Annotated in this window: 14 protein-coding genes; 9 read left to right on the top strand and 5 right to left on the bottom strand. The window is 70.1% G+C overall.

Annotated features, from left to right (window positions below):
• Together VFX99_RS12705 and VFX99_RS12700 are read left to right on the top strand one after the other, a co-directional pair.
• Window positions 1–2,703: FtsK/SpoIIIE domain-containing protein (locus tag VFX99_RS12705; protein WP_329666660.1), on the top strand; the 2,703-nt coding region annotated here is incomplete at its 5' end.
• 23 nt (window positions 2,704–2,726) lie between these two features.
• On the top strand, window positions 2,727–4,313 hold the full coding sequence (locus tag VFX99_RS12700; RefSeq protein ID WP_414684380.1) for an APC family permease: 1,587 nt from the start codon (window positions 2,727–2,729) through the stop codon (window positions 4,311–4,313).
• A gap of 39 nt (window positions 4,314–4,352) precedes the next feature.
• Here VFX99_RS12700 and ald read toward each other — a convergent pair whose 3' ends face one another.
• Window positions 4,353–5,468: an alanine dehydrogenase gene (gene ald / locus VFX99_RS12695; RefSeq protein ID WP_329666658.1), complete on the bottom strand. Its 1,116-nt coding sequence runs from the start codon at window positions 5,466–5,468 to the stop codon at window positions 4,353–4,355.
• 34 nt (window positions 5,469–5,502) lie between these two features.
• Window positions 5,503–6,492 carry an asparaginase gene (locus tag VFX99_RS12690; protein ID WP_329666657.1) on the bottom strand — a complete coding sequence of 330 codons (990 nt, stop codon included), beginning with the start codon at window positions 6,490–6,492 and terminating at the stop codon, window positions 5,503–5,505.
• Window positions 6,493–6,545: 53 nt separating this feature from the next.
• Here VFX99_RS12690 and VFX99_RS12685 point away from each other — a divergent pair, with 53 nt between their 5' ends.
• Complete coding sequence (locus VFX99_RS12685; RefSeq protein WP_329666656.1) at window positions 6,546–7,025, top strand: OsmC family protein; 480 nt, start codon at window positions 6,546–6,548, stop codon at window positions 7,023–7,025.
• Between the two features lie 3 nt (window positions 7,026–7,028).
• On the opposite strand, the gene VFX99_RS12680 is transcribed toward VFX99_RS12685, so the two are convergent.
• Window positions 7,029–7,811: a lysophospholipid acyltransferase family protein gene (locus VFX99_RS12680; RefSeq protein ID WP_329666655.1), complete on the bottom strand. Its 783-nt coding sequence runs from the start codon at window positions 7,809–7,811 to the stop codon at window positions 7,029–7,031.
• Window positions 7,812–7,924: 113 nt separating this feature from the next.
• Here VFX99_RS12680 and VFX99_RS12675 point away from each other — a divergent pair, with 113 nt between their 5' ends.
• A complete protein-coding gene (locus tag VFX99_RS12675; RefSeq protein WP_329666654.1) occupies window positions 7,925–8,881 on the top strand; it encodes an FKBP-type peptidyl-prolyl cis-trans isomerase in 957 nt (318 codons plus the stop codon).
• A gap of 124 nt (window positions 8,882–9,005) precedes the next feature.
• Window positions 9,006–10,094, top strand: coding sequence for a 1-deoxy-D-xylulose-5-phosphate reductoisomerase (dxr, locus tag VFX99_RS12670; protein ID WP_329666653.1), 1,089 nt, complete (start codon window positions 9,006–9,008; stop codon window positions 10,092–10,094).
• Between the two features lie 10 nt (window positions 10,095–10,104).
• Here the strand turns inward: dxr and VFX99_RS12665 are convergent, their stop codons facing one another.
• Window positions 10,105–11,724, bottom strand: coding sequence for a UDP-N-acetylmuramoyl-L-alanyl-D-glutamate--2,6-diaminopimelate ligase (locus VFX99_RS12665; RefSeq protein WP_329666652.1), 1,620 nt, complete (start codon window positions 11,722–11,724; stop codon window positions 10,105–10,107).
• A 105-nt stretch (window positions 11,725–11,829) separates the two neighbouring features.
• Between VFX99_RS12665 and VFX99_RS12660 the strand changes: the two genes are divergently transcribed.
• From VFX99_RS12660 to VFX99_RS12650, 3 genes are all read left to right on the top strand, one after another.
• Window positions 11,830–13,173: a M50 family metallopeptidase gene (locus VFX99_RS12660; RefSeq protein ID WP_329666651.1), complete on the top strand. Its 1,344-nt coding sequence runs from the start codon at window positions 11,830–11,832 to the stop codon at window positions 13,171–13,173.
• Between the two features lie 83 nt (window positions 13,174–13,256).
• The gene (locus VFX99_RS12655) at window positions 13,257–13,625 is read left to right on the top strand and encodes a YciI family protein (protein ID WP_329666650.1); all 369 of its coding nucleotides are present in this window, start codon (window positions 13,257–13,259) and stop codon (window positions 13,623–13,625) included.
• Window positions 13,622–14,875, top strand: coding sequence for an RNA polymerase sigma factor (locus tag VFX99_RS12650; RefSeq protein ID WP_329666649.1), 1,254 nt, complete (start codon window positions 13,622–13,624; stop codon window positions 14,873–14,875). The genes VFX99_RS12655 and VFX99_RS12650 overlap by 4 nt, the downstream gene beginning before the upstream one ends.
• Before the next feature lie 54 nt (window positions 14,876–14,929).
• Here the strand turns inward: VFX99_RS12650 and VFX99_RS12645 are convergent, their stop codons facing one another.
• A complete protein-coding gene (locus VFX99_RS12645; protein WP_329666648.1) occupies window positions 14,930–16,885 on the bottom strand; it encodes an anthranilate synthase family protein in 1,956 nt (651 codons plus the stop codon).
• Between the two features lie 239 nt (window positions 16,886–17,124).
• On the opposite strand from VFX99_RS12645, the gene VFX99_RS12640 reads away from it, so the two are divergent.
• A partial coding sequence (locus VFX99_RS12640; RefSeq protein WP_329666647.1) for a flavodoxin-dependent (E)-4-hydroxy-3-methylbut-2-enyl-diphosphate synthase occupies window positions 17,125–17,802 on the top strand: 678 nt, incomplete at its 3' end.

Below are 17,802 nucleotides of genomic sequence, written 5' to 3'. Positions count from 1 at the left end.
GTGCCCCTGCTCGCCTCGATCGTTCCGGTCGTCGGAGCGGTGGTGCTGTGGCTGGTCACCGGTTCGCTGCTCGCGCTGTGGCTGGCTGCCCTCGGACCCCTGATCGCCGGTGCGACGATGCTCGACGGCCGCCGCGGCGCGCGGCGCGACCGCAAGCGGGCGAACGCGAAAGCGCTCGCGGCCCGGGAGCGCGTCAGCCGAGAGGTCGGCGCGCGTCACACCGCGGAGCGCGAACGGCGATGGGCACGGCATCCGAACGTCGCCGCGTTCGTCGCCCGCGATGGGGACATCTGGCGGTCCGCGCCCGGTCGCGACGACCTCCTGGTGGTCGGCGCGGGCGTCGAGGCGAGCGCTGTCCGTGTGATCGGAGGCGGTGACGACCCCGAGTCGAAGAACCTGCGTGCGCGAGCGGCTCGCCTGGACGACGCGCCGGTGGTCGTGCCGACGTCTGCCGGAATCGCGGTCGCCGGCAGCCCGGTGGCGGCGGCCGCGGCGATGCGGGCGCTCGTGCTCCAGCTGTGCATGGTCCGCCCGCCGGGTGAGCTGCGGATCATCGGTCCGCTGCGCGGCGAGAACGCCTGGGCGGAGGCCCTGCCCCACCGGCGTGCAGCCACGGGCGTGACTCTCGCACTGGGAACAGCCGCGGAACCCCCTCCCGGAGCGGACATCTCGATCGTGCGCGCGGCTGCTTCGGACCAGCCGCCGCCGCGCTGCGCGGTCGTCCTCACGGTGCACTCGCCCGGTCGCGCCACGGTCGACATCGGAGGTGAGGTGCGCGACATCTCCGTGGAAGCGGTGGGCTCGACCCAGGCGGAAGGCCTCGCCGCAGAGCTGGCCGCCCGCGCGGTCCGCCTGCTGGACGCCGCGGGCACGTCCGAGCCCGTGACCCTTGCACCTCTGCTTGCAGGCGCCCCGAGCGCGATGCGCGGTCGCCTGCCCGCGGTCATCGGCGTCGAGGCGGGTGATCCGTTCCTCGTCGACCTCATCGCCGACGGGCCGCACGCAGTGGTGGCCGGCGTCACCGGATCGGGCAAGTCCGAGCTGCTGATCACGTGGATCCTGGCGCTGTGCGCGACCCACACCACTCGTGACGTCAGCTTCCTGCTGGCCGACTTCAAGGGCGGCACCGCCTTCGACGCGCTCTCCGAGGTACCGCACGTGACGGGCGTCATGACGGACCTGGACGGTTCCGGCGCGCGGCGCGCGCTGGAGAGCCTGCGCGCGGAGGTGCGGTGGAGAGAAGCCGAGCTCGCCCGCGCCGGAGCCCGCGACATCCAGGATCCGCGCGTCGAGCTTCCGCGCCTGGTCGTCGTCGTCGACGAATTCGCCGCCCTCCTGGCCGAGCACCCCGAGCTTCACGCGGTGTTCACAGACGTCGCCGCGCGGGGCCGTGCGCTGGGCATCCACCTGGTGCTGGGAACGCAGAGACCCTCCGGAGTCGTGCGCGAAAGCCTCCTGGCGAACTGTCCTCTGCGCATCAGCCTGCGGGTGACGGACGCGAGCGACAGCCGCGCGATCATCGGAACCGACCAGGCCGCCGCGCTGCCTGGCGGGCCGGGTGGACGCGGACTCGCACTCGTGCGCACGGCGAGCGACCCCTCGCCGCGACGAGTCCGCATCGCGCTGTCTTCGGTCGCGGATCGGCGAGGGATCGCCGCCGCGGAGACGGGACCGCGACCGCGGCGACCTTGGCTGCCCGACCTGCCGCACCGGATCGACCTCGCAGACCTTCGGCCGCTGGCGCTCGAGGCCGATGGGTCGCTGCTGCTCGGACTCGCCGACGAGCCCGACAGGCAGCAGCAGCGCCCCGTCGGTGTGTCTGTGCAACGGCGGGGAGTGCTCGTGATCGGGTCGGGAGGCAGCGGCAAGTCGACCGCCCTGCGGACGCTCGCCGCGCAGGCGCCGAACGGGGTGGTCTGGGTTCCGGCACAGGCGGAGGCCGGGTGGGATGCCGTTGCCGCCCTCAGCGATCGGATTCCGCCGCCCGGAACACTCGTCGCCCTCGACGATCTCGACGCGCTGTGCGCCTCGCTGCCGCCGGACTACGGGCGGGAGCTCGTCGAGCGCCTCGAACGTGTGCTCCGGAGCGCGGGCGCCGCCGAGGTGCTGATCGTCGCCTCGACCCAGCGACTCGGCGGCGCCGTCGCCCGTCTTGCGGAACTCCTGCCGACGCGCCTCGTGCTGGCCACGCCATCGCGTTCCGAGCACATCGCCGCCGGTGGTGATCCTGCCCACTGGTCACCGGGCGCCCCGCCGGGGCGAGGCCGGCTGGAGGGGCGGGCGATCCAGGTGGCGACGACCCCGCACGACGGCGGTTCCCAGCCGCAACCGGCCGAGCCGTGGCATCCGCGCAATCCGCTGACCGGTTTCGTGATGCGTCGCTCGCCCTTCACGCGAGCCGCGCTGACGGCATGGGAGCTCGGCGGCAACCGGATCCTGTCGCTCGATGAATTCGCGGGCGAGACCGATCGGTCGGGCGCACCCGTCGTCGTCGCCGGGGACGGCGATGAGTGGCAGCGGCATTGGCGTGCGCTGGCCGCGATGCGCTCCGATCACGACCTCGTGGTGGACGCCTCCTGTGCCTCCGAGCTGCGCGTGCTCACGGGCGAGCGAGCCATGCCGCCGTACTGCGCACCCGGTCTGTCCCGGGCATGGCTGTTGCATCGCGGTGCAGCGCCGCAACGCATTGCGCTGCCGTCCTAGGACGCGGCGCACTTGACCGGGGGATGCCGCCACCATACGTTCGCAGTGTGGCCACATCCCCGATAATCCTTGACCGACCCGAAGGTAAAGGACTCGCAGCCGGCACGCTCGGTTTGTGGGGCTCCACCGTCATCGGACTCGCTTCGACCGCGCCGGTGTACTCGCTCGTTGCGACCCTCGGATTCGTCGTCCTCGCCGTCGGCGCTCAGGCGCCCATCGCGTTCGTGATCGCATTCATCCCGATGCTGTTCATCGCCTTCGCCTACCGGGAGCTGAATCACGCGGTGCCCGACTGCGGAACGGCCTTCACCTGGGGGACCAAGGCGTTCGGCCCGTGGGTCGGCTGGCTCGGCGGATGGGGCGTCGCCGTCGCCGGCATGGTGGTCCTCGCGAACCTCGCTCAGATCGCCGGCATCTACTTCTGGGCGCTCGTCGACGGCATCGTGCGAAACCCCGACGACGCGTTGCTGGCCGACAACGTCTGGCTCGTCACCGTCACGGGCGTGGTGTTCATCGGACTGATGACGTGGGTGAGCTGGCGTGGGGTGGAGATCGGCGAGCGCATCCAGAACATCCTGCTCGGCATCCAGTACCTGGCCCTCGCGATCTTCGTCGTCGCGGCGCTGTGGCAGTTCTTCGCCGGAACGGCGCCGGATCCGACGCCGTTCGACTGGGCGTGGTTCAACCCGTTCGCCTTCACCGAGTGGAGCAGCTTCGTCGAGGCGATCCTGCTGGCCCTGTTCATCTACTGGGGCTGGGACACGTGCCTCGCACTCAACGAGGAGACCAAGGACCCCAAGCGCATCCCGGGCCGCGCAGCCCTGCTGACCACCGTCATCCTGCTGATCACGTATGTGGGTGTGACGGTCGCGGCGATGATGTACGCGGGACTGGGCGAGAGCGGAACGGGGCTCGGCAACGAAGCGAACGCCGAGGACTTCTTCCTCGCGGTCAAGGACGGCCTGCTCGGTCCGGTGGGATGGGTTCTCGTGGTCGCGGTGATGATCTCCGCGATCTCATCGACGCAGACCACGATCCTCCCCACGGCGCGAGGCACGCTGGCGATGGCCGCCTATCGGGCGCTTCCGAAGCGGTTCGCGACTGTGCACCCGCGGTACAAGACACCCTCGTTCTCGACGCTCGTCATGGGGATCGTGGCCTCCCTCTACTACATCGGCATGACACTGATCAGCGACAACATCCTGCAGGATTCGATCCTGTCGCTGGGCCTGGCGATCGCGTTCTACTACGCGATCACGGGGTACGCCTGCGTCTGGTACTTCCGCGACGAGTTGTTCACATCGGCGCGCAACTTCTTCTACAAGGGGCTGCTTCCGCTGCTGGGCGCACTCATGCTCACCTACGCCTTCGTGCAGTCCGCCATCGACATGTACCAGGTCGACTACGGCTACACGGTGCTCCTGGGCATCGGCGGCACCTTCGTGCTCGGGATCGGCGCTCTGGCCGTCGGAGTGCTTCTCATGTTCCTCTGGTTCGCCTTCCCGCGATCCAAGCCGTTCTTCCGGGGCGAAAGCCTCAACCGCGACACACCCGTCCTGGTACCCGACGATCCCGCGGACTACGTCCGCTCGGTCGACGGCGGCGTCTGAGCCGCACCTGCATGCACTCTCCGCCGAGAGGCGTCGCTCTCAGGCGAGTGCGACCTCGAGCGGCGCCAGGTCGAGCTCGTGCGCCGTGGCGACGCCCGGGTTCACAATCGTGCCGTCGATGGTGTTCAGCCCGGCCGCGAGCGCGGCATCCGCACGCAACGCGTCCTTCCACCCGCGCCGCACGATCTGGCGGATGTAGGGCAGCGTCGCGTTCGTGAGGGCCGAGGTGGAGGTGTTCGGCACAGCGCCCGGCATGTTCGCGACGCAGTAGAAGATGCTGCCGTGCACGGGGAAGGTCGGATCGGCGTGCGTCGTCGGCCGGGTGTCCTCGAAACAGCCACCCTGGTCGACCGCGATGTCGACCAGTACGCTGCCGGGCTTCATCCGCGCCACCATGTCGTTCGTGACCAGCTTGGGCGCCTTCGCACCCGGGATCAGAACCGAGCCGATGACCAGGTCGGAGTCCACGACCGCGCGGTCGAGGTCGAGGGGATTGGATGCCGCGGTCTTGACGCGCCCCTGGAAGTGATCGTCCAGGTAGCGCAGGCGCTGCACGTTGGTGTCGAAGACCGTGACATCGGCACCGAGGCCGACGGCGACCACAGCCGCGTTCGCTCCGGCGACGCCGCCGCCGATTACCGTGACCCGCGCGGGCCGGGTGCCGGGCACGCCGGACATCAGCAGTCCGAGGCCTCCCGCCGAGCGCATGAGGGTCGCCGCGCCGACGGTCGGCGCGAGGCGACCGGCCACCTCGCTCATCGGGGCGAGCAGCGGCAGACCTCCGCCCGCGAGCTGGACGGTCTCGTAAGCGATGGCCGTCACGTGATCGGCGACCAGGCGGTCCGTGAGGGGCCGGTCTGCGGCGAGGTGCAGATAGGTGAACAGTACGAGGTCATCTCGGAAGAAGCCGTACTCTCCGGCGATCGGCTCTTTCACCTTGAGCAGGAGCTCGGCGCGCGCCCACACCTCGGCGGCCTCGTCGAGCAGGATGGCGCCGGCGGCTTCGTACTCGGCATCCGGCATCGACGATCCTTCGCCGGCACCGCGCTGGACGAAGACCTCATGGCCCGCCAGAGCGAGATCGTGCACGCCCGCGGGCGTCAATGCCACGCGGTATTCGTTGTTCTTCACCTCGGTGGGGACGGAGATCCTCATCGCGTGATCCTTTCCGCTCCTGGTGGGAGCGCCTCTAGAAGGCGGGGCGGATCGCCCCGACGACCTGCCCGCCGCCGGAGACCGACAGCGCAAGCTTCGATGTCGCATCGGCCACATCGGCCGCGGAGAGAGCGCCCCCGCGCTCCAGCAGCCGCAGGGCGACGGCGGTGGCGGCCCGGCCACTGCCGTCCAGCATCTTGAGAGCTACCGTGGTGCCGTTCGGCGCGACCATGACCATCACGCCTTCGGCGCCCCCCTTGGCGAACACGCCGAGTCGCTCGATCACGATCGTGTCGGCCCTGCCGGGTCCGTCGATCGTCCACGGATCCTCGCGCACCGCGCGGACGAGTGCGGCGGCGCTTCGGTGCAGCGCGAACGGCGAGCGCTCAGACGAGGTGCCGATGCGGTGGATCGCCTTGGCCAGGCCGGCGAGGCTCATCGCATAGACGGGCGCGCCGCAGCCGTCGATCGCGGTCGCGGTGGCGCGCTCGCCGACAAGCCGCTCGGCCACGTCCCGGATGTGCACCTGCAGCGGATGCCCGGGATCGAGATAGCCGGCCGTGTCCCATCCGTTCACGGTGCACGTGAGCAGCATCGCAGCGTGCTTGCCGGAGCAGTTCATGCGGATCCGCGCCGGAGCGCCGCCGTCCCGGAGGAGGTCGTCGCGCGTCGGCTGGTCGCTCGGCCAGGCGGGTGGGCAGGCCAGCGCCTCTTCTCCCAGGCCCGCCGCGTCGAGGATGTCGCGGACGACCGAGACGTGACGGTCGGTGCCCGAATGACTCGCGGTCGCGAGCGCGAGACGTCGGTCCTCGAGCGGTGCGCCCGCCGTCAGGCAGGCGAGCGCCTGCACCGGCTTGAGGCTCGATCGCGGCAGAATCGGGGTGGCGGTGTCGCCGAGTGCGGCGACAGCCGTGCCGTCGGCGTCGAGGACGATGGCGGAGCCCGTGTGCCGCGACTCGACGAAGCCGCTGCGTTCGACGACGGCCAGTTCGACGGCGTCGTCGGCGGCGAAGGTCTGCGGCACGACGCCAGCCTACCGCCGCCGACCCGCGCCACCCGGCGTGTCAGACTGGGCGGATGTTGGGCGAGCATCACTACGCCGTCCGAGCCACCTGGACGGGTGATCGCGGTACGGGCACGAGCGGGTACCGGGACTACGACCGCGCGGTGAGGATCGAGATCGCGGGCAAGCCCGATCTGCTGGCTTCGTCTGACAAGCCCTTCCGGGGAGACCCGTCTCGTTGGAATCCCGAAGACCTGATGGTCGCCGCGCTGAGCGAATGCCACCTGCTGTCATACCTGCACGCGTGCGTGACGGCGGGTGTGGTGGTCGTCGGGTATCGGGACGAGGCGTCCGGCGTCCTGGTCGAGGACGGCCGCGGCGGCGGTGCCTTCCGGGAGGTGGTCCTGCGACCGCACGTCGTGGTCGCCGACGCCTCGATGACGGATGCCGCAACCGCCGCGCACGCGCAGGCGCACGAGTGGTGCTTCATCGCGAACTCCGTGAACTTCCCCGTCCGCCATGAGCCGACCGTCGAGGTCGACGGCGCGCGGTGAAGCTCAGCGCCGTTCGTGCGGGAGGACCTGCCGGATGCGTTCGAGAGGGTTGTGGGCGGGCGCCTCGTTGTAGGCATTCGCGAGCTCCTGGCCGGAGAGCGCGTGAATGGCGGCCATGATGTCATCCGTCGCCAGACGGCGCGCCTTGCCGGATTCGGCCGGTCCGTGGTGGCCGAGGTGCAGCGGCTGGCCGAATCGCACTGTCACACGCTGCGTGAGCGACGGGAACTTGGCACCGACCGGCATCACCTTGTCGGTGCCGATCAGTCCCACCGGAACCACCGGGGCGCCCGTCTGCAGGGCCAGGAACGCCACGCCCGTGCGTCCCTTGTACAGCCGGCCGTCGAGTGAGCGCGTGCCCTCGGGGTACAGGGCGACCGCGTTGCCGGCGACCAGCAGCTGACGCTGCTGGTCGAGTGCGTCCAGGGCCGCCTGGCCGGCACCGCGCTGCACCGGTACGGCGCCGATCGCCGTGAAGAACTGTCGCGAGAACCATCCCGACATCCCGGATCCGTCGAAGTAGCTCGACTTGGCGAGGAAATGCACGGGCCGCGGAGCGGCCACGGGGATGGCGATGGAGTCGATGAACGAGAGGTGGTTGCTCGCGAAGATGACCGGCCCGGATCGCGGCACGTTCGACTTGCCTTCGACGTGCGGTCGGTAGATCATCCGCGCCAGCGGGGCGACGAAGAAACGGCCGAAGCCATACGTCGCACCCATCTGCCGGACGGCGGGTTCGTCGGGGGAGTCGGCTTCTCGGGATTCGGGAGTCTCCTCGGAAGTCACCCGTTGAGGGTACTCCCGAATCCATGCCATCGCCGGAATGCCCGTCTCCCAGGGAGGGCCAAGGAAACATGGGGGAAGATGAAGCCTCCCCTTCCTTCGTCTTGAGGTCCACTGTGCGCATCCGCCCGCTCGCCGTCCTGTCCGCCGTTGCAGTCTCCGCCGCGCTCCTCGCCGGCTGTTCTTCCAGCGCTCCGGATGACGCCGCCAGTCCCTCGGGTCCGCCGCCCGCAGACCTGTGCGATGCCGCGGCGCCGTCGGGGGCGGCATCCGAAGCGATCGCCGTGGAAGGGCCGGTCGGCGAGGAATCCACCGCCACGTTCACCGCACCGCTCGAGATCCCCGAGCTGCAGGCCACCGTCATCGAGGAGGGCTCGGGCGACCCGGTCGAGTCCGGACAGCTCGTGTCCTTCGCGCTCACGGGGTACAACGCCGAAACGGGCGAGAAGCTCGCAGCCATCGGCTACGGCGACAGCCCCCTGCTGCCCGCGCAGATCTCTCCCGACAACCCGATCGGACAGATCCTCGGGTGCGCCACGCCCGGCACGCGCGTCGTGGCCACATTCCCGCCGGCCGACCCGAACGCCGGTGAGGTGTACGTCTTCGACCTGCTCTCGGTCGTGCCCGACGCCGCCTGGGGCGAGCCGCAGGAGCCGGTCGAAGGCATGCCGACGGTGACGCTTGCCGAGGACGGCACGCCCACCATCGAGCTTCCGGGCGGGGAGGCGCCCGCGGGGCTCGAACTCGAGACGCTGAAGGCGGGCGATGGAGCGACCGTCGCATCCGGCGACACGGTGCTCGTGCAGTACACCGGCGTCAAGTGGTCCGACGGCTCGGTCTTCGACTCGAGCTGGGAGAAGGGGGCGCCGACCTCCTTCCAGACCACCGGTGTCGTCGACGGCTTCCGCCAGGCGCTCGAAGGGCAGACGGTCGGATCCCAGGTGGTCGTGGTCATCCCTCCGGCGCTGGGCTACGGCGAGGAGGGCTCGTCCGAGCACGAGCTCGCCGGCGAGACCCTCGTCTTCGTGGTCGACATCCTCGGCGTCGAGCACGCGGCCGCCGCCACCCAGTAGGCCTCGGATCGCGGTTCCCGCGCCGGCTCCCTGTCGCGAAACGAGCGCCGGCACGGCGAGTCGTCAGGGGCCGGCGGTGGTTCGGCCGCGCAGCCGGCGCGGCGCAGGTCACTAGCATGACCTCATGCGCCGCGTCATCGTCCTCGGATCCACCGGCTCGATCGGCACCCAGGCGCTCGAGGTGATCCGAGCCAACCCCGAGCGCTTCGAAGTCGTGGGTCTGTCGGCCGGAACCGATCGGGCCGCACTGGACGCGCAGGCCGAGCGGTTCCAGGTCGAGGCCACGGCGCTCGGCGCCGACGAGGCCGAGCAGCTGGTGCGGGATGTCGAGGCGGACGTCGTGCTGAACGGCATCACCGGGTCCGTCGGTCTCGGGCCCACCCTGGCCGCGCTGGAGACCGGGCGCACGCTCGCGCTCGCGAACAAGGAGTCGCTGATCGTCGGCGGTGCTCTGGTCACGGCGATCGCGCATCCCGGCCAGATCGTGCCGGTCGACTCGGAGCATTCCGCGATCGCTCAGGCGCTCCGGTCGGGCGAGCGTTCCGAGGTCAGAAGGCTCGTGCTGACGGCATCCGGGGGTCCTTTCCGGGGTCGTTCCCGCGAGTCGCTCGAGGAGGTGACCCCCGCCGAGGCGCTCGCGCACCCGACGTGGGACATGGGCAGGGTCGTCACGACCAACTCCGCCACCCTGGTGAACAAGGGCCTCGAGGTGATCGAAGCGCACCTGCTCTTCGACGTGCCGTACCACCACATCGACGTCGTGGTCCATCCGCAGTCGATCGTCCACTCGATGGTCGAGTTCATCGATGGGTCGACGATCGCGCAGGCGTCGCCGCCCGACATGCGCCTGCCGATCTCGCTCGGCCTCGACTGGCCGCTTCGGGTGGGCGGAGTCGGACGACCGATCGACTGGACCGTCGCGGCATCCTGGACGTTCGAGCCGCTCGACGACGACGCGTTCCCGGCGGTGCGCCTCGCGAAGAAAGTGGGGCGCGCGGGCGGCACCTATCCGGCGGTGTTCAACGCGGCCAACGAGCAGGCCGTCGACGCGTTCCACGAGGGGCGGCTGTCGTTCCTCGGCATCGTCGAGCTCATCGACCGCGTCGTCGAATCGCACGAGCCGGAGTCCGGGCCGGTGACGCGCGAGTCCCTCGCCGACGCCGAGCGCTGGGCGCGGGATGCCGCGGACCGGGCGATCGCGCGATCGAACTGACCCCGCGGGTTCAGTCGGGGTAGGGGACGGGCCACCGCGGCTCCGGCACCGGCCAGCCCGCGTCGCGGAGCGCGCGCCGGGCGAGTTCGCGCGCGGAGTACGGCGTGCGAACGCCGCGGATGTCACGGTAGTCCTGGTGTCCCGGCCCCGCCCACAGGATCGCGTCGCCGTCGCCGACCAGCTTGACCGCTTCGACGATCGCGACCTCCGGCGGTGAGTACTCGTGGATCTCGGCGTCGGGTCGTGCCCGACGCGCGCCTTCGATCAGGGTGGCGCGGATGGTCTCGATGTTCTCGAAGCGGGGGTGGTGGTCGGTGATCACCAGGATGTCGCTGCCCTCGGCACCCGTTCGGCCCATGTCGTGTCGCTTGGTCGCGTCGCGGTCGCCATCGGCGCCGAAAAGCATCAGCACCTTGCCCGGGGTCACGCGGCGCACGGCCGCCAGAGTCTTCTCGAAGGCATCGGGGGAGTGGCCGAAGTCGACGTAGACAGCCGGTCCGCGGTCGCCCGAGACGCGCTCGGTGCGGCCGGGGAGATAGGCCTCGATCCCGCCGTCGCGATCGAGCGCCTCGGCCAGTCGATCCCAGGCGTATCCGGCTTCGAGGATCATCACGATCGCCAGCCCTGCGTTCGCGGCCATGTGCCGCCCGATCACCGGGACGATCGTGGTCAGCGTGCGGCCGTCGCCCGAGGTGAGCCGGAACTGCGTTCCGGTCTGCCGTTCGTCGAGGATGTCGACGACCCAGTCCGCCGCCGCGGCGGCGCCCGCGTCGGCCGCGATCGCCGGTGTGCCGACCGTCACGAACGGGACCTCGCATCGTGCCACGACCTCGGCTGACGGTGCGGAATCGAGCGAGATCACTGCACGGCGGGCGCGGTCCGGCCGGAACAGCGGCAGCTTCGCCTCGAAGTACTCGCGCATGTCGGCGTAGTCGTCGAGGTGGTCGTGCGACAGGTTGGTGAACGCGGCGACATCGAAGACCAGTCCGTCGACGCGTCGCCGGCTCAGCGCCTGCGCGCTCACCTCGACGGCGACCGCCTCGACGCCGCGCTCGCGCATCAGCGCCAGCAGCGCGTGCATCTCGTACGCCTCGGGCGTCGTCAGGCGGGAGACGATCACCTGCCCGGCGATATGCCGCTCGGCCGTCGACGACAGCCCGGTGATCACCCCGAGCTGGGTGAGGATGCCCTCGAGGAGATGCGACACGCTCGTCTTGCCGTTGGTCCCGGTCGTTCCGAACAGGATCGGAAGGTCGTCGTCGCGTCCGGTGCCGTAAACCCACGCGGACAGGTCGCCCAGCAGACCGCGAGGGTCGTCGACGACGAGCACCGGGAGCCCGGTCGCCTCCGCGACATCGGCGCCCGCGGCATCCGTCACGACCGCCACGGCGCCTTTATCGGCGGCCGCCGCGGCGAACTCCGCACCGTGCCGGTTCACGCCCTTCACGGCCACGAACACGTCGCCGGGACGCAGGTCCGCGGTGGCGAGGGTGAGGCCGGTCAGGGTCGCGCCGCTCAGGTCGCCGCGGGTCTCGCGGGCGAATCGAGCGGCGAGGGCCTCCAGCGTGTGGACCGGGGGATCGTCCGGTCGGAGCACGGGGGGCAGGGAGGAGGGAGCGTCGGTCGCCATGGCGCATCAATCCTCTCACTCGCCGCTCCGTGCCGCTGCTCGCGCCGGCCTCACTCGTCCGCATCTGCTCGGCCAACTCAAAGCCGCCGGCGGTAGCGTGTGCGTGTGACCGTTCTCGCCTTCATCATCGGCATCGCCCTCATGGTTGTGGGGCTGGCTGCGTCGATCGCGCTGCACGAGCTCGGCCACCTGGTTCCGGCCAAGAAGTTCGGCGTGCGCGTGGGGCAGTACATGATCGGCTTCGGTCCGACACTGTGGTCGCGGCGCATCGGCGAGACTCAGTACGGCTTCAAGGCGATTCCGCTGGGCGGGTACATCTCCATGGCGGGCATGTATCCCCCGTCCCCGAAGGAGCGCGAACTCGCAGCGGCGGGGCACCGCGGTGGTCGCGCCGGCGGCGGCTTCTTCGCGACCATGGTCCAGGACGCCAGAGCCGCCAACGACGAGACGCTGATCGGCGACGAAGAGCACCACGTCTTCTACAAGCTTCCCGTGTGGAAGCGCGTGGTCATCATGCTCGGCGGCCCGGTCATGAACCTCCTCTTCGCGATGGTGCTGTTCGCCATCCTCCTTTCCGGCGTCGGTGTCCAGACGGCGACGAACACGGTCGCCAGTGTGAGCGAGTGCGTCATCCCGGCCGACGCCGATCGCACCGAATGCACCCCTTCCGATCCCACCGCGCCCGCCGCAGATGCGGGGCTGCTTCCGGGCGACGTGATCGTGGAGGTCGACGGGCAGCCGATCGCGACGTTCGCCGAGGCGTCGGCGATCATCCGCTCGTCGCCCGGCGAGCCGCTGACCGTCGTCGTCGAGCGGGACGGTGCGCAGCGGAGCCTCACGGTCACGCCGATGGCGATCCAGCAGCCGGTGACGGATGCGGCCGGCCAGCCGGTCCTCGACGAGAACGGCGACGTGGAGACCGAGCAGGTCGGCTTCGCCGGTATCCGTCAGGAAGTCGAGTATCTGCGACAGCCGATCTGGGCAGGACCCGCCGCCGCCGTCGAGAACGTCGGCGCGGTGGCCGGGATCATCTGGCAGCTGCCGGTCAAGGTGTACGAGACGGCGGTGACTCTGGTGACCGGGGGCGAGCGCGACCCGAACGGGCCGCTCAGCATCGTCGGAGCCGGCATCCTCTCCGGTGAGGTCGCCGCGGCGGATGCCCCCATCCTCAATCGGGTCGCCGGGTTCCTGGGCCTCCTCGCCTCGCTGAACATCGCCCTCTTCGTCTTCAACCTCATCCCGCTGCTGCCGCTGGACGGCGGGCACGTCGTCGTGGCGCTATGGGACGGGATCAAGCGGGCCTGGGCGAAGATCCTTCGTCGGCCCCCGCCGAAGCCGGTGGATGCGACCAAGCTCGTGCCGGTGACATTCGTGGTCGTGATCGCTCTGATCGCGATGGGCGCGGTGCTGATCCTGGCCGACATCTTCAACCCGGTATCGCTTTTCTGAGGCGAATCTGGCGCGGGTGTCGATTCAGGGCTTGTCCGTTCGCTGTAGGGATGAAACGGTTCCCCTGACGAAAGGACCACACCGTGAAGTACGTCATCATGTTCACATCCACACCCGAGCTCGACGCGGCGGTGTCGCCCGAGCACGCTGAGCAGGTCTACCGCCGCGTGTATGAATGGTTCGGCGCGCACGCGGATCAGATCTCCGACTCCGGTGCCGAGCTGCAGCCCGTCACGACCGCGACCACCGTCACCCACGGTGGCGGTGCGCCGGTCGTGACCGACGGGCCGTTCTCCGAGGCGAAGGAGGTCATCGGAGGCTTCAGCGTCCTGGAGGTCGCCGACCTCGACGAGGCGATCGCGATCGTCAAGACGTGGCCGATGCTCGAGCTGCCCGGCAACTCCGTCGAGATCCGCCCGATGGTCGTGGACTACAGCCACATGGAGCAGTGAGCGAGAAGGATGCCGCGGCGCCGGATCCGGGTGACGACCGGGCCGCGGCATCCGATCGACTTCTCGCGAGTGTGCTTCGCGAGGAATCGGCGCGCATCGTGGCGGCACTCACCGGTTGGCTCGGAAGCCTCGACCTCGCTGAGGAATCGGTCGCCGAGGCGATCGAGGAAGCCGTCCGGCAGTGGCGCACGCGCGGCGTGCCGGCCAATCCGGGCGGATGGCTCACGCAGGCGGCGCGCCACAACGCGCTCGACCGGATACGCCGCGAGAAGCGCTACAGAGAAAAGCTCGCGCTGCTCAGTGAATCCGAGGCCGTTGCGGCGGAACACGGCGAAACCGACCCCGATGAGCGCCTGCCCCTCCTCTTCGGATGCTGCCACCCCGCGCTTTCGCCCGACGCGCAACTCGCGCTGACGCTGCGGGCGATCTGCGGCCTGACCACGGCGCAGATCGCGCGCGCCACCCTTGCGCCCGAATCGACGATCGCGCAGCGGATCGTGCGGGCGAAACGCAAGATCGGGGCCACCGGCATCCCGCTCAGGATTCCCGAGGGCGCCGAGCGCGCCGAGCGCCTCGACATCGTGCTCACGGTCGTGTCGGTGATGTACAGCGAGGCGCACCTCATGGCCGGCGGGGACGCCGCCGCGGACCGCGACCTCGCCGACGACGCGATCTGGCTCGCGCGTGTGGTGGCATATGCCCTCCCGCGGGCGGCGGAGGCGCAGGGGCTGCTCGCGCTGCTGCTGTTCCACCGTGCGCGCGAGGGTGCGCGAGCGGTGGACGGTGAACTCGTCCTGCTGGCGGATCAGGATCGCACGCGCTGGGATCGCCCGCTCATCGTCGAGGCGCAGTCGGTGCTGGAACGGGCTGCGATGCTCCGGCGACCCGGCCGCTGGCAGCTGCACGCCGCGATCGCCGCCTGCCACGCGGATGCCCCACAGGGGAACGCCACCGACTGGCTGCAGGTGCTCACTCTCTACGACATGCTGCTCGCGTACGACCGTTCACCGATCGTGCGGGTGAACCGTGCAGTTGCGCTTGCCGAAGTCGACGGACCGCGGGCAGCCCTGGACGAAGTGGACGCCCTGACGGATGACTTGGCGGGCTACCACCTCTGGCATGCGGTGCGCGCCCGCATGCTCCGCGGACTCGGGCGGGACGATGAGGCGATGGTTGAAGACCTTCGTGCACTGGAACTCACCGCCAACGACGCCGAACGGCGCCTTCTGGCTGCCCGCATAGGACGCTGAACGCAGCGCGCCTCGTCCGTCGATAAACGCCTGCTCGCGCACGGAGCAGTGGCATCAGGCGTCGACAGGCGACAGTGCTGCGGCGACGAGGCGCTCGAGCGTCGTCATGCCGTCGCGCGAGAGGATCGACTCCAGGTGACCCTGGACGGAGGCGAAACCCGGTCCGCGCAGAGCGTAGACGTCACCGGTGACCGGGTCCGCGGCGACCTCCGCCTCACCCACGGCCGTCGTGCCGAGGGGCACCCGGGCGCTGAACGTGTTGTAGAACCCGATGGATGCCGGCATCCCGAAGATGTCCACCGTCTTCTGGAGACCCTGGTGCGGCGCTTCGAGCGGAGCGAGCTCGATGCCGAAGGAGTCCGCGAGGATCTGATGGCTGAGGCACACGGCGAGCAGCGGGCGGCCCGATGCGTGTCGTCGGGCGACGACCTCCCGCATCCGCTGCATGCGATGGGTGCTCGGATCGCGAGGGTCACCGGGTCCCGGTCCCGATACGACGAGCTCGGCACTGTCGACCTGCTCGTCCGTCACCGCGTTCCACGGGAGGATCTCGACCTCGAGGCCCAGGTGACGCAGCTGGTGCGCGAGCATCGTCGTGAAGCGGTCCTCGGCGTCCACGACGATCGCGGAGAGCCCCTCGAACGGACCGGAGGCGAGCGCGTCCTGCGGGTTCAGCCAGAACGAGGCGAGCCGGGCGTTGCGGGAGGCGAGCAGCGAGGCGACATCGGGGTCGTCGGCGAGGGGACGGGGTTCGACCGGAGGGGCGTCGTGGTCGATCGCGTCTGCCGGCAGCTGCAGTTCGGTCGGGCGGTTGCGCGGGATGGCGCCGATCGCACCCAGCACGCCTGCTGCCTTTCCGTGGGTCTCGCTGACCTCGCCGTACGGGTCGGAGTGGCGCACCAGAGTCGCACCGACGGGCACGCGCAGACGTCCGTCGACGAGGTAGGCGGTTCGGATCAGGATGGGGGCATCGAGGTCATGGGTGGATTCGCCTGGCAGGATCGCATCGGTCCGCGGGGTGAACAGCGCCGCGACGCCGGAGTAGTACCCGCGTGGCGTCCGCTCGTGCCTCGTGATGACAGTGCATGCGTTCTGCATCGGCGACCCGGTGACCGTGGGCGCGAACATGGTCTCGCGGAGGATGTCGCGCGGATCGAGGCGGCTGCGTCCGCGCAGCACGTACTCGGTGTGGGTCAGCCGCGACATCTCCTTCAGATGCGGGCCGGTGATACGGCCGCCGTCGGAGCAGACGGCGCTCATCATCTTGAGCTCCTCGTCGACGACCATGAACAGCTCTTCGGTCTCCTTCGTCGACTCGAGGAACTCCGTCAGCGTCTCGACGGTCGCCCCGCCGTCGGGATGGCGGAAGGTCCCCGAGATCGGATTCATCGTGACCACGCCGTCGCGTGCACTGACATGCGCCTCCGGGCTCGCGCCTACCGCGACGTGGCCGGGGGTCACGATGGCGAACGTCCAGTACGCACCCCGCTCGTGCTCGAGCAGAGCCCGGAACCAGGTGAGCGCGACCGTTGCCGCATCCGCATCGACCCCGGCGGTGAAATCGCGCCGGATGACGAAGTTCGCACCCTCGCCGAGCCCGATCTCGTCTGCTATGACGCGGCGCACGATGCCCGCATAGTCCTCGTCGGGGATGTCGAAGCCCGGGTCGGTGAGGGGGATCGGCGCGGCCGGCAGCTGGGCCAGGGCCTGCTCGCGGTCGATCACGGCTCGGTCGCGGACGACGAGGCATCTCAGGGGTGCCCCGTCGTCGTGGCATTCGAAGCCGCGCTCGCGCACCTGCCGGAACGGCACGAGGGCGAGAACCTCCTGCGCCTCGTCGTCTGCACCGATGAGGGGGATGTCGGCGAGCAGGTCGACGTCGACGACGTCGCCGGTGAGCAGCTCGATCGTGCCGGGATCGCGAGCGATGAGGGCGAACGGGATGCCGCGCTCGGAGAGTTCGCTCAGCGGAATCGGTTCGTTCGGGGAGGGGGGTGCAGACCCGGTCATGGTCGGTCTTTCGTCGTGGGGGCGGTCGCCCTACGAAGAAGACCGCCCGAAGGCGGTCTGTGGTCGCGCGAACACACCGCCTAAGAGGCGGGCCACCACGTGCGGTTCGCGAGCATGGGGTGAACCTACCACACCGGCCCGCCGGCCCCAGCGGCCGCGGGAGAGGAGACGGTTGCCTGCGCGCGATGACCGCTGCCCTCCCGGGTCCCGCGCAGGCAAGTCCGCGTAGGGTGGTTCTCGTGCCAGCTGTGAATCTCGGGATGCCCAAGGTCCCCGAAACACTCGCCCCCCGCCGCAAGTCTCGGCAGATCCGGGTCGGCAAGGTGCTGGTGGGCGGCAACGCGCCCGTCAGCGTCCAGTCGATGTGCACGACGCCGACCACCAACATCAACGCGACCCTCCAGCAGATCGCCGAATTGACGGCTTCCGGGTGCGAGATCGTGCGCGTGGCGGTTCCCTCGCAGGACGACGCCGACGTGCTGCACATCATCGCCAAGAAGAGCCAGATCCCCGTCATCGCCGACATCCACTTCCAGCCGAAGTACGTGTTCCAGGCGATAGACGCCGGGTGCGCTGCGGTGCGCGTGAACCCGGGCAACATCCGCAAGTTCGACGACCAGGTCGGCGCGATCGCGAAGGCCGCGAAGGATGCCGGCGTGAGCCTGCGCATCGGCGTCAACGCCGGATCCCTCGACCCCCGCCTGCTGCAGAAGTACGGCAAGGCCACCCCCGAGGCGCTCGCCGAGAGCGCGCGCTGGGAGGCGTCGCTGTTCGAGGAGCACGACTTCCACGACTTCAAGATCTCGGTCAAGCACAACGATCCGGTGATCATGGTGCAGGCGTACCGCCTGCTCGCCGCGATGGGCGACTGGCCGCTGCACCTGGGTGTGACCGAGGCGGGCCCGGCCTTCCAGGGC

This window comes from Microbacterium sp., from assembly GCF_036277215.1.
GTDB lineage: Bacteria > Actinomycetota > Actinomycetes > Actinomycetales > Microbacteriaceae > Microbacterium.
This window is presented reverse-complemented; position numbering and strand designations above follow the sequence as displayed.

Excerpts from the sequence above, each read along its gene's own strand:
- VFX99_RS12700 (WP_414684380.1), top strand. The coding sequence starts at position 2,727 with ATGCCGCCACCATACGTTCGCAGTGTGGCCACATCCCCGATAATCCTT.
- ald (WP_329666658.1), bottom strand. The coding sequence starts at position 5,468 with ATGAGGATCTCCGTCCCCACCGAGGTGAAGAACAACGAATACCGCGTG.
- VFX99_RS12685 (WP_329666656.1), top strand. The coding sequence starts at position 6,546 with ATGTTGGGCGAGCATCACTACGCCGTCCGAGCCACCTGGACGGGTGAT.
- dxr (WP_329666653.1), top strand. The coding sequence starts at position 9,006 with ATGCGCCGCGTCATCGTCCTCGGATCCACCGGCTCGATCGGCACCCAG.
- VFX99_RS12665 (WP_329666652.1), bottom strand. The coding sequence starts at position 11,724 with ATGGCGACCGACGCTCCCTCCTCCCTGCCCCCCGTGCTCCGACCGGAC.
- VFX99_RS12645 (WP_329666648.1), bottom strand. The coding sequence starts at position 16,885 with ATGACCGGGTCTGCACCCCCCTCCCCGAACGAACCGATTCCGCTGAGC.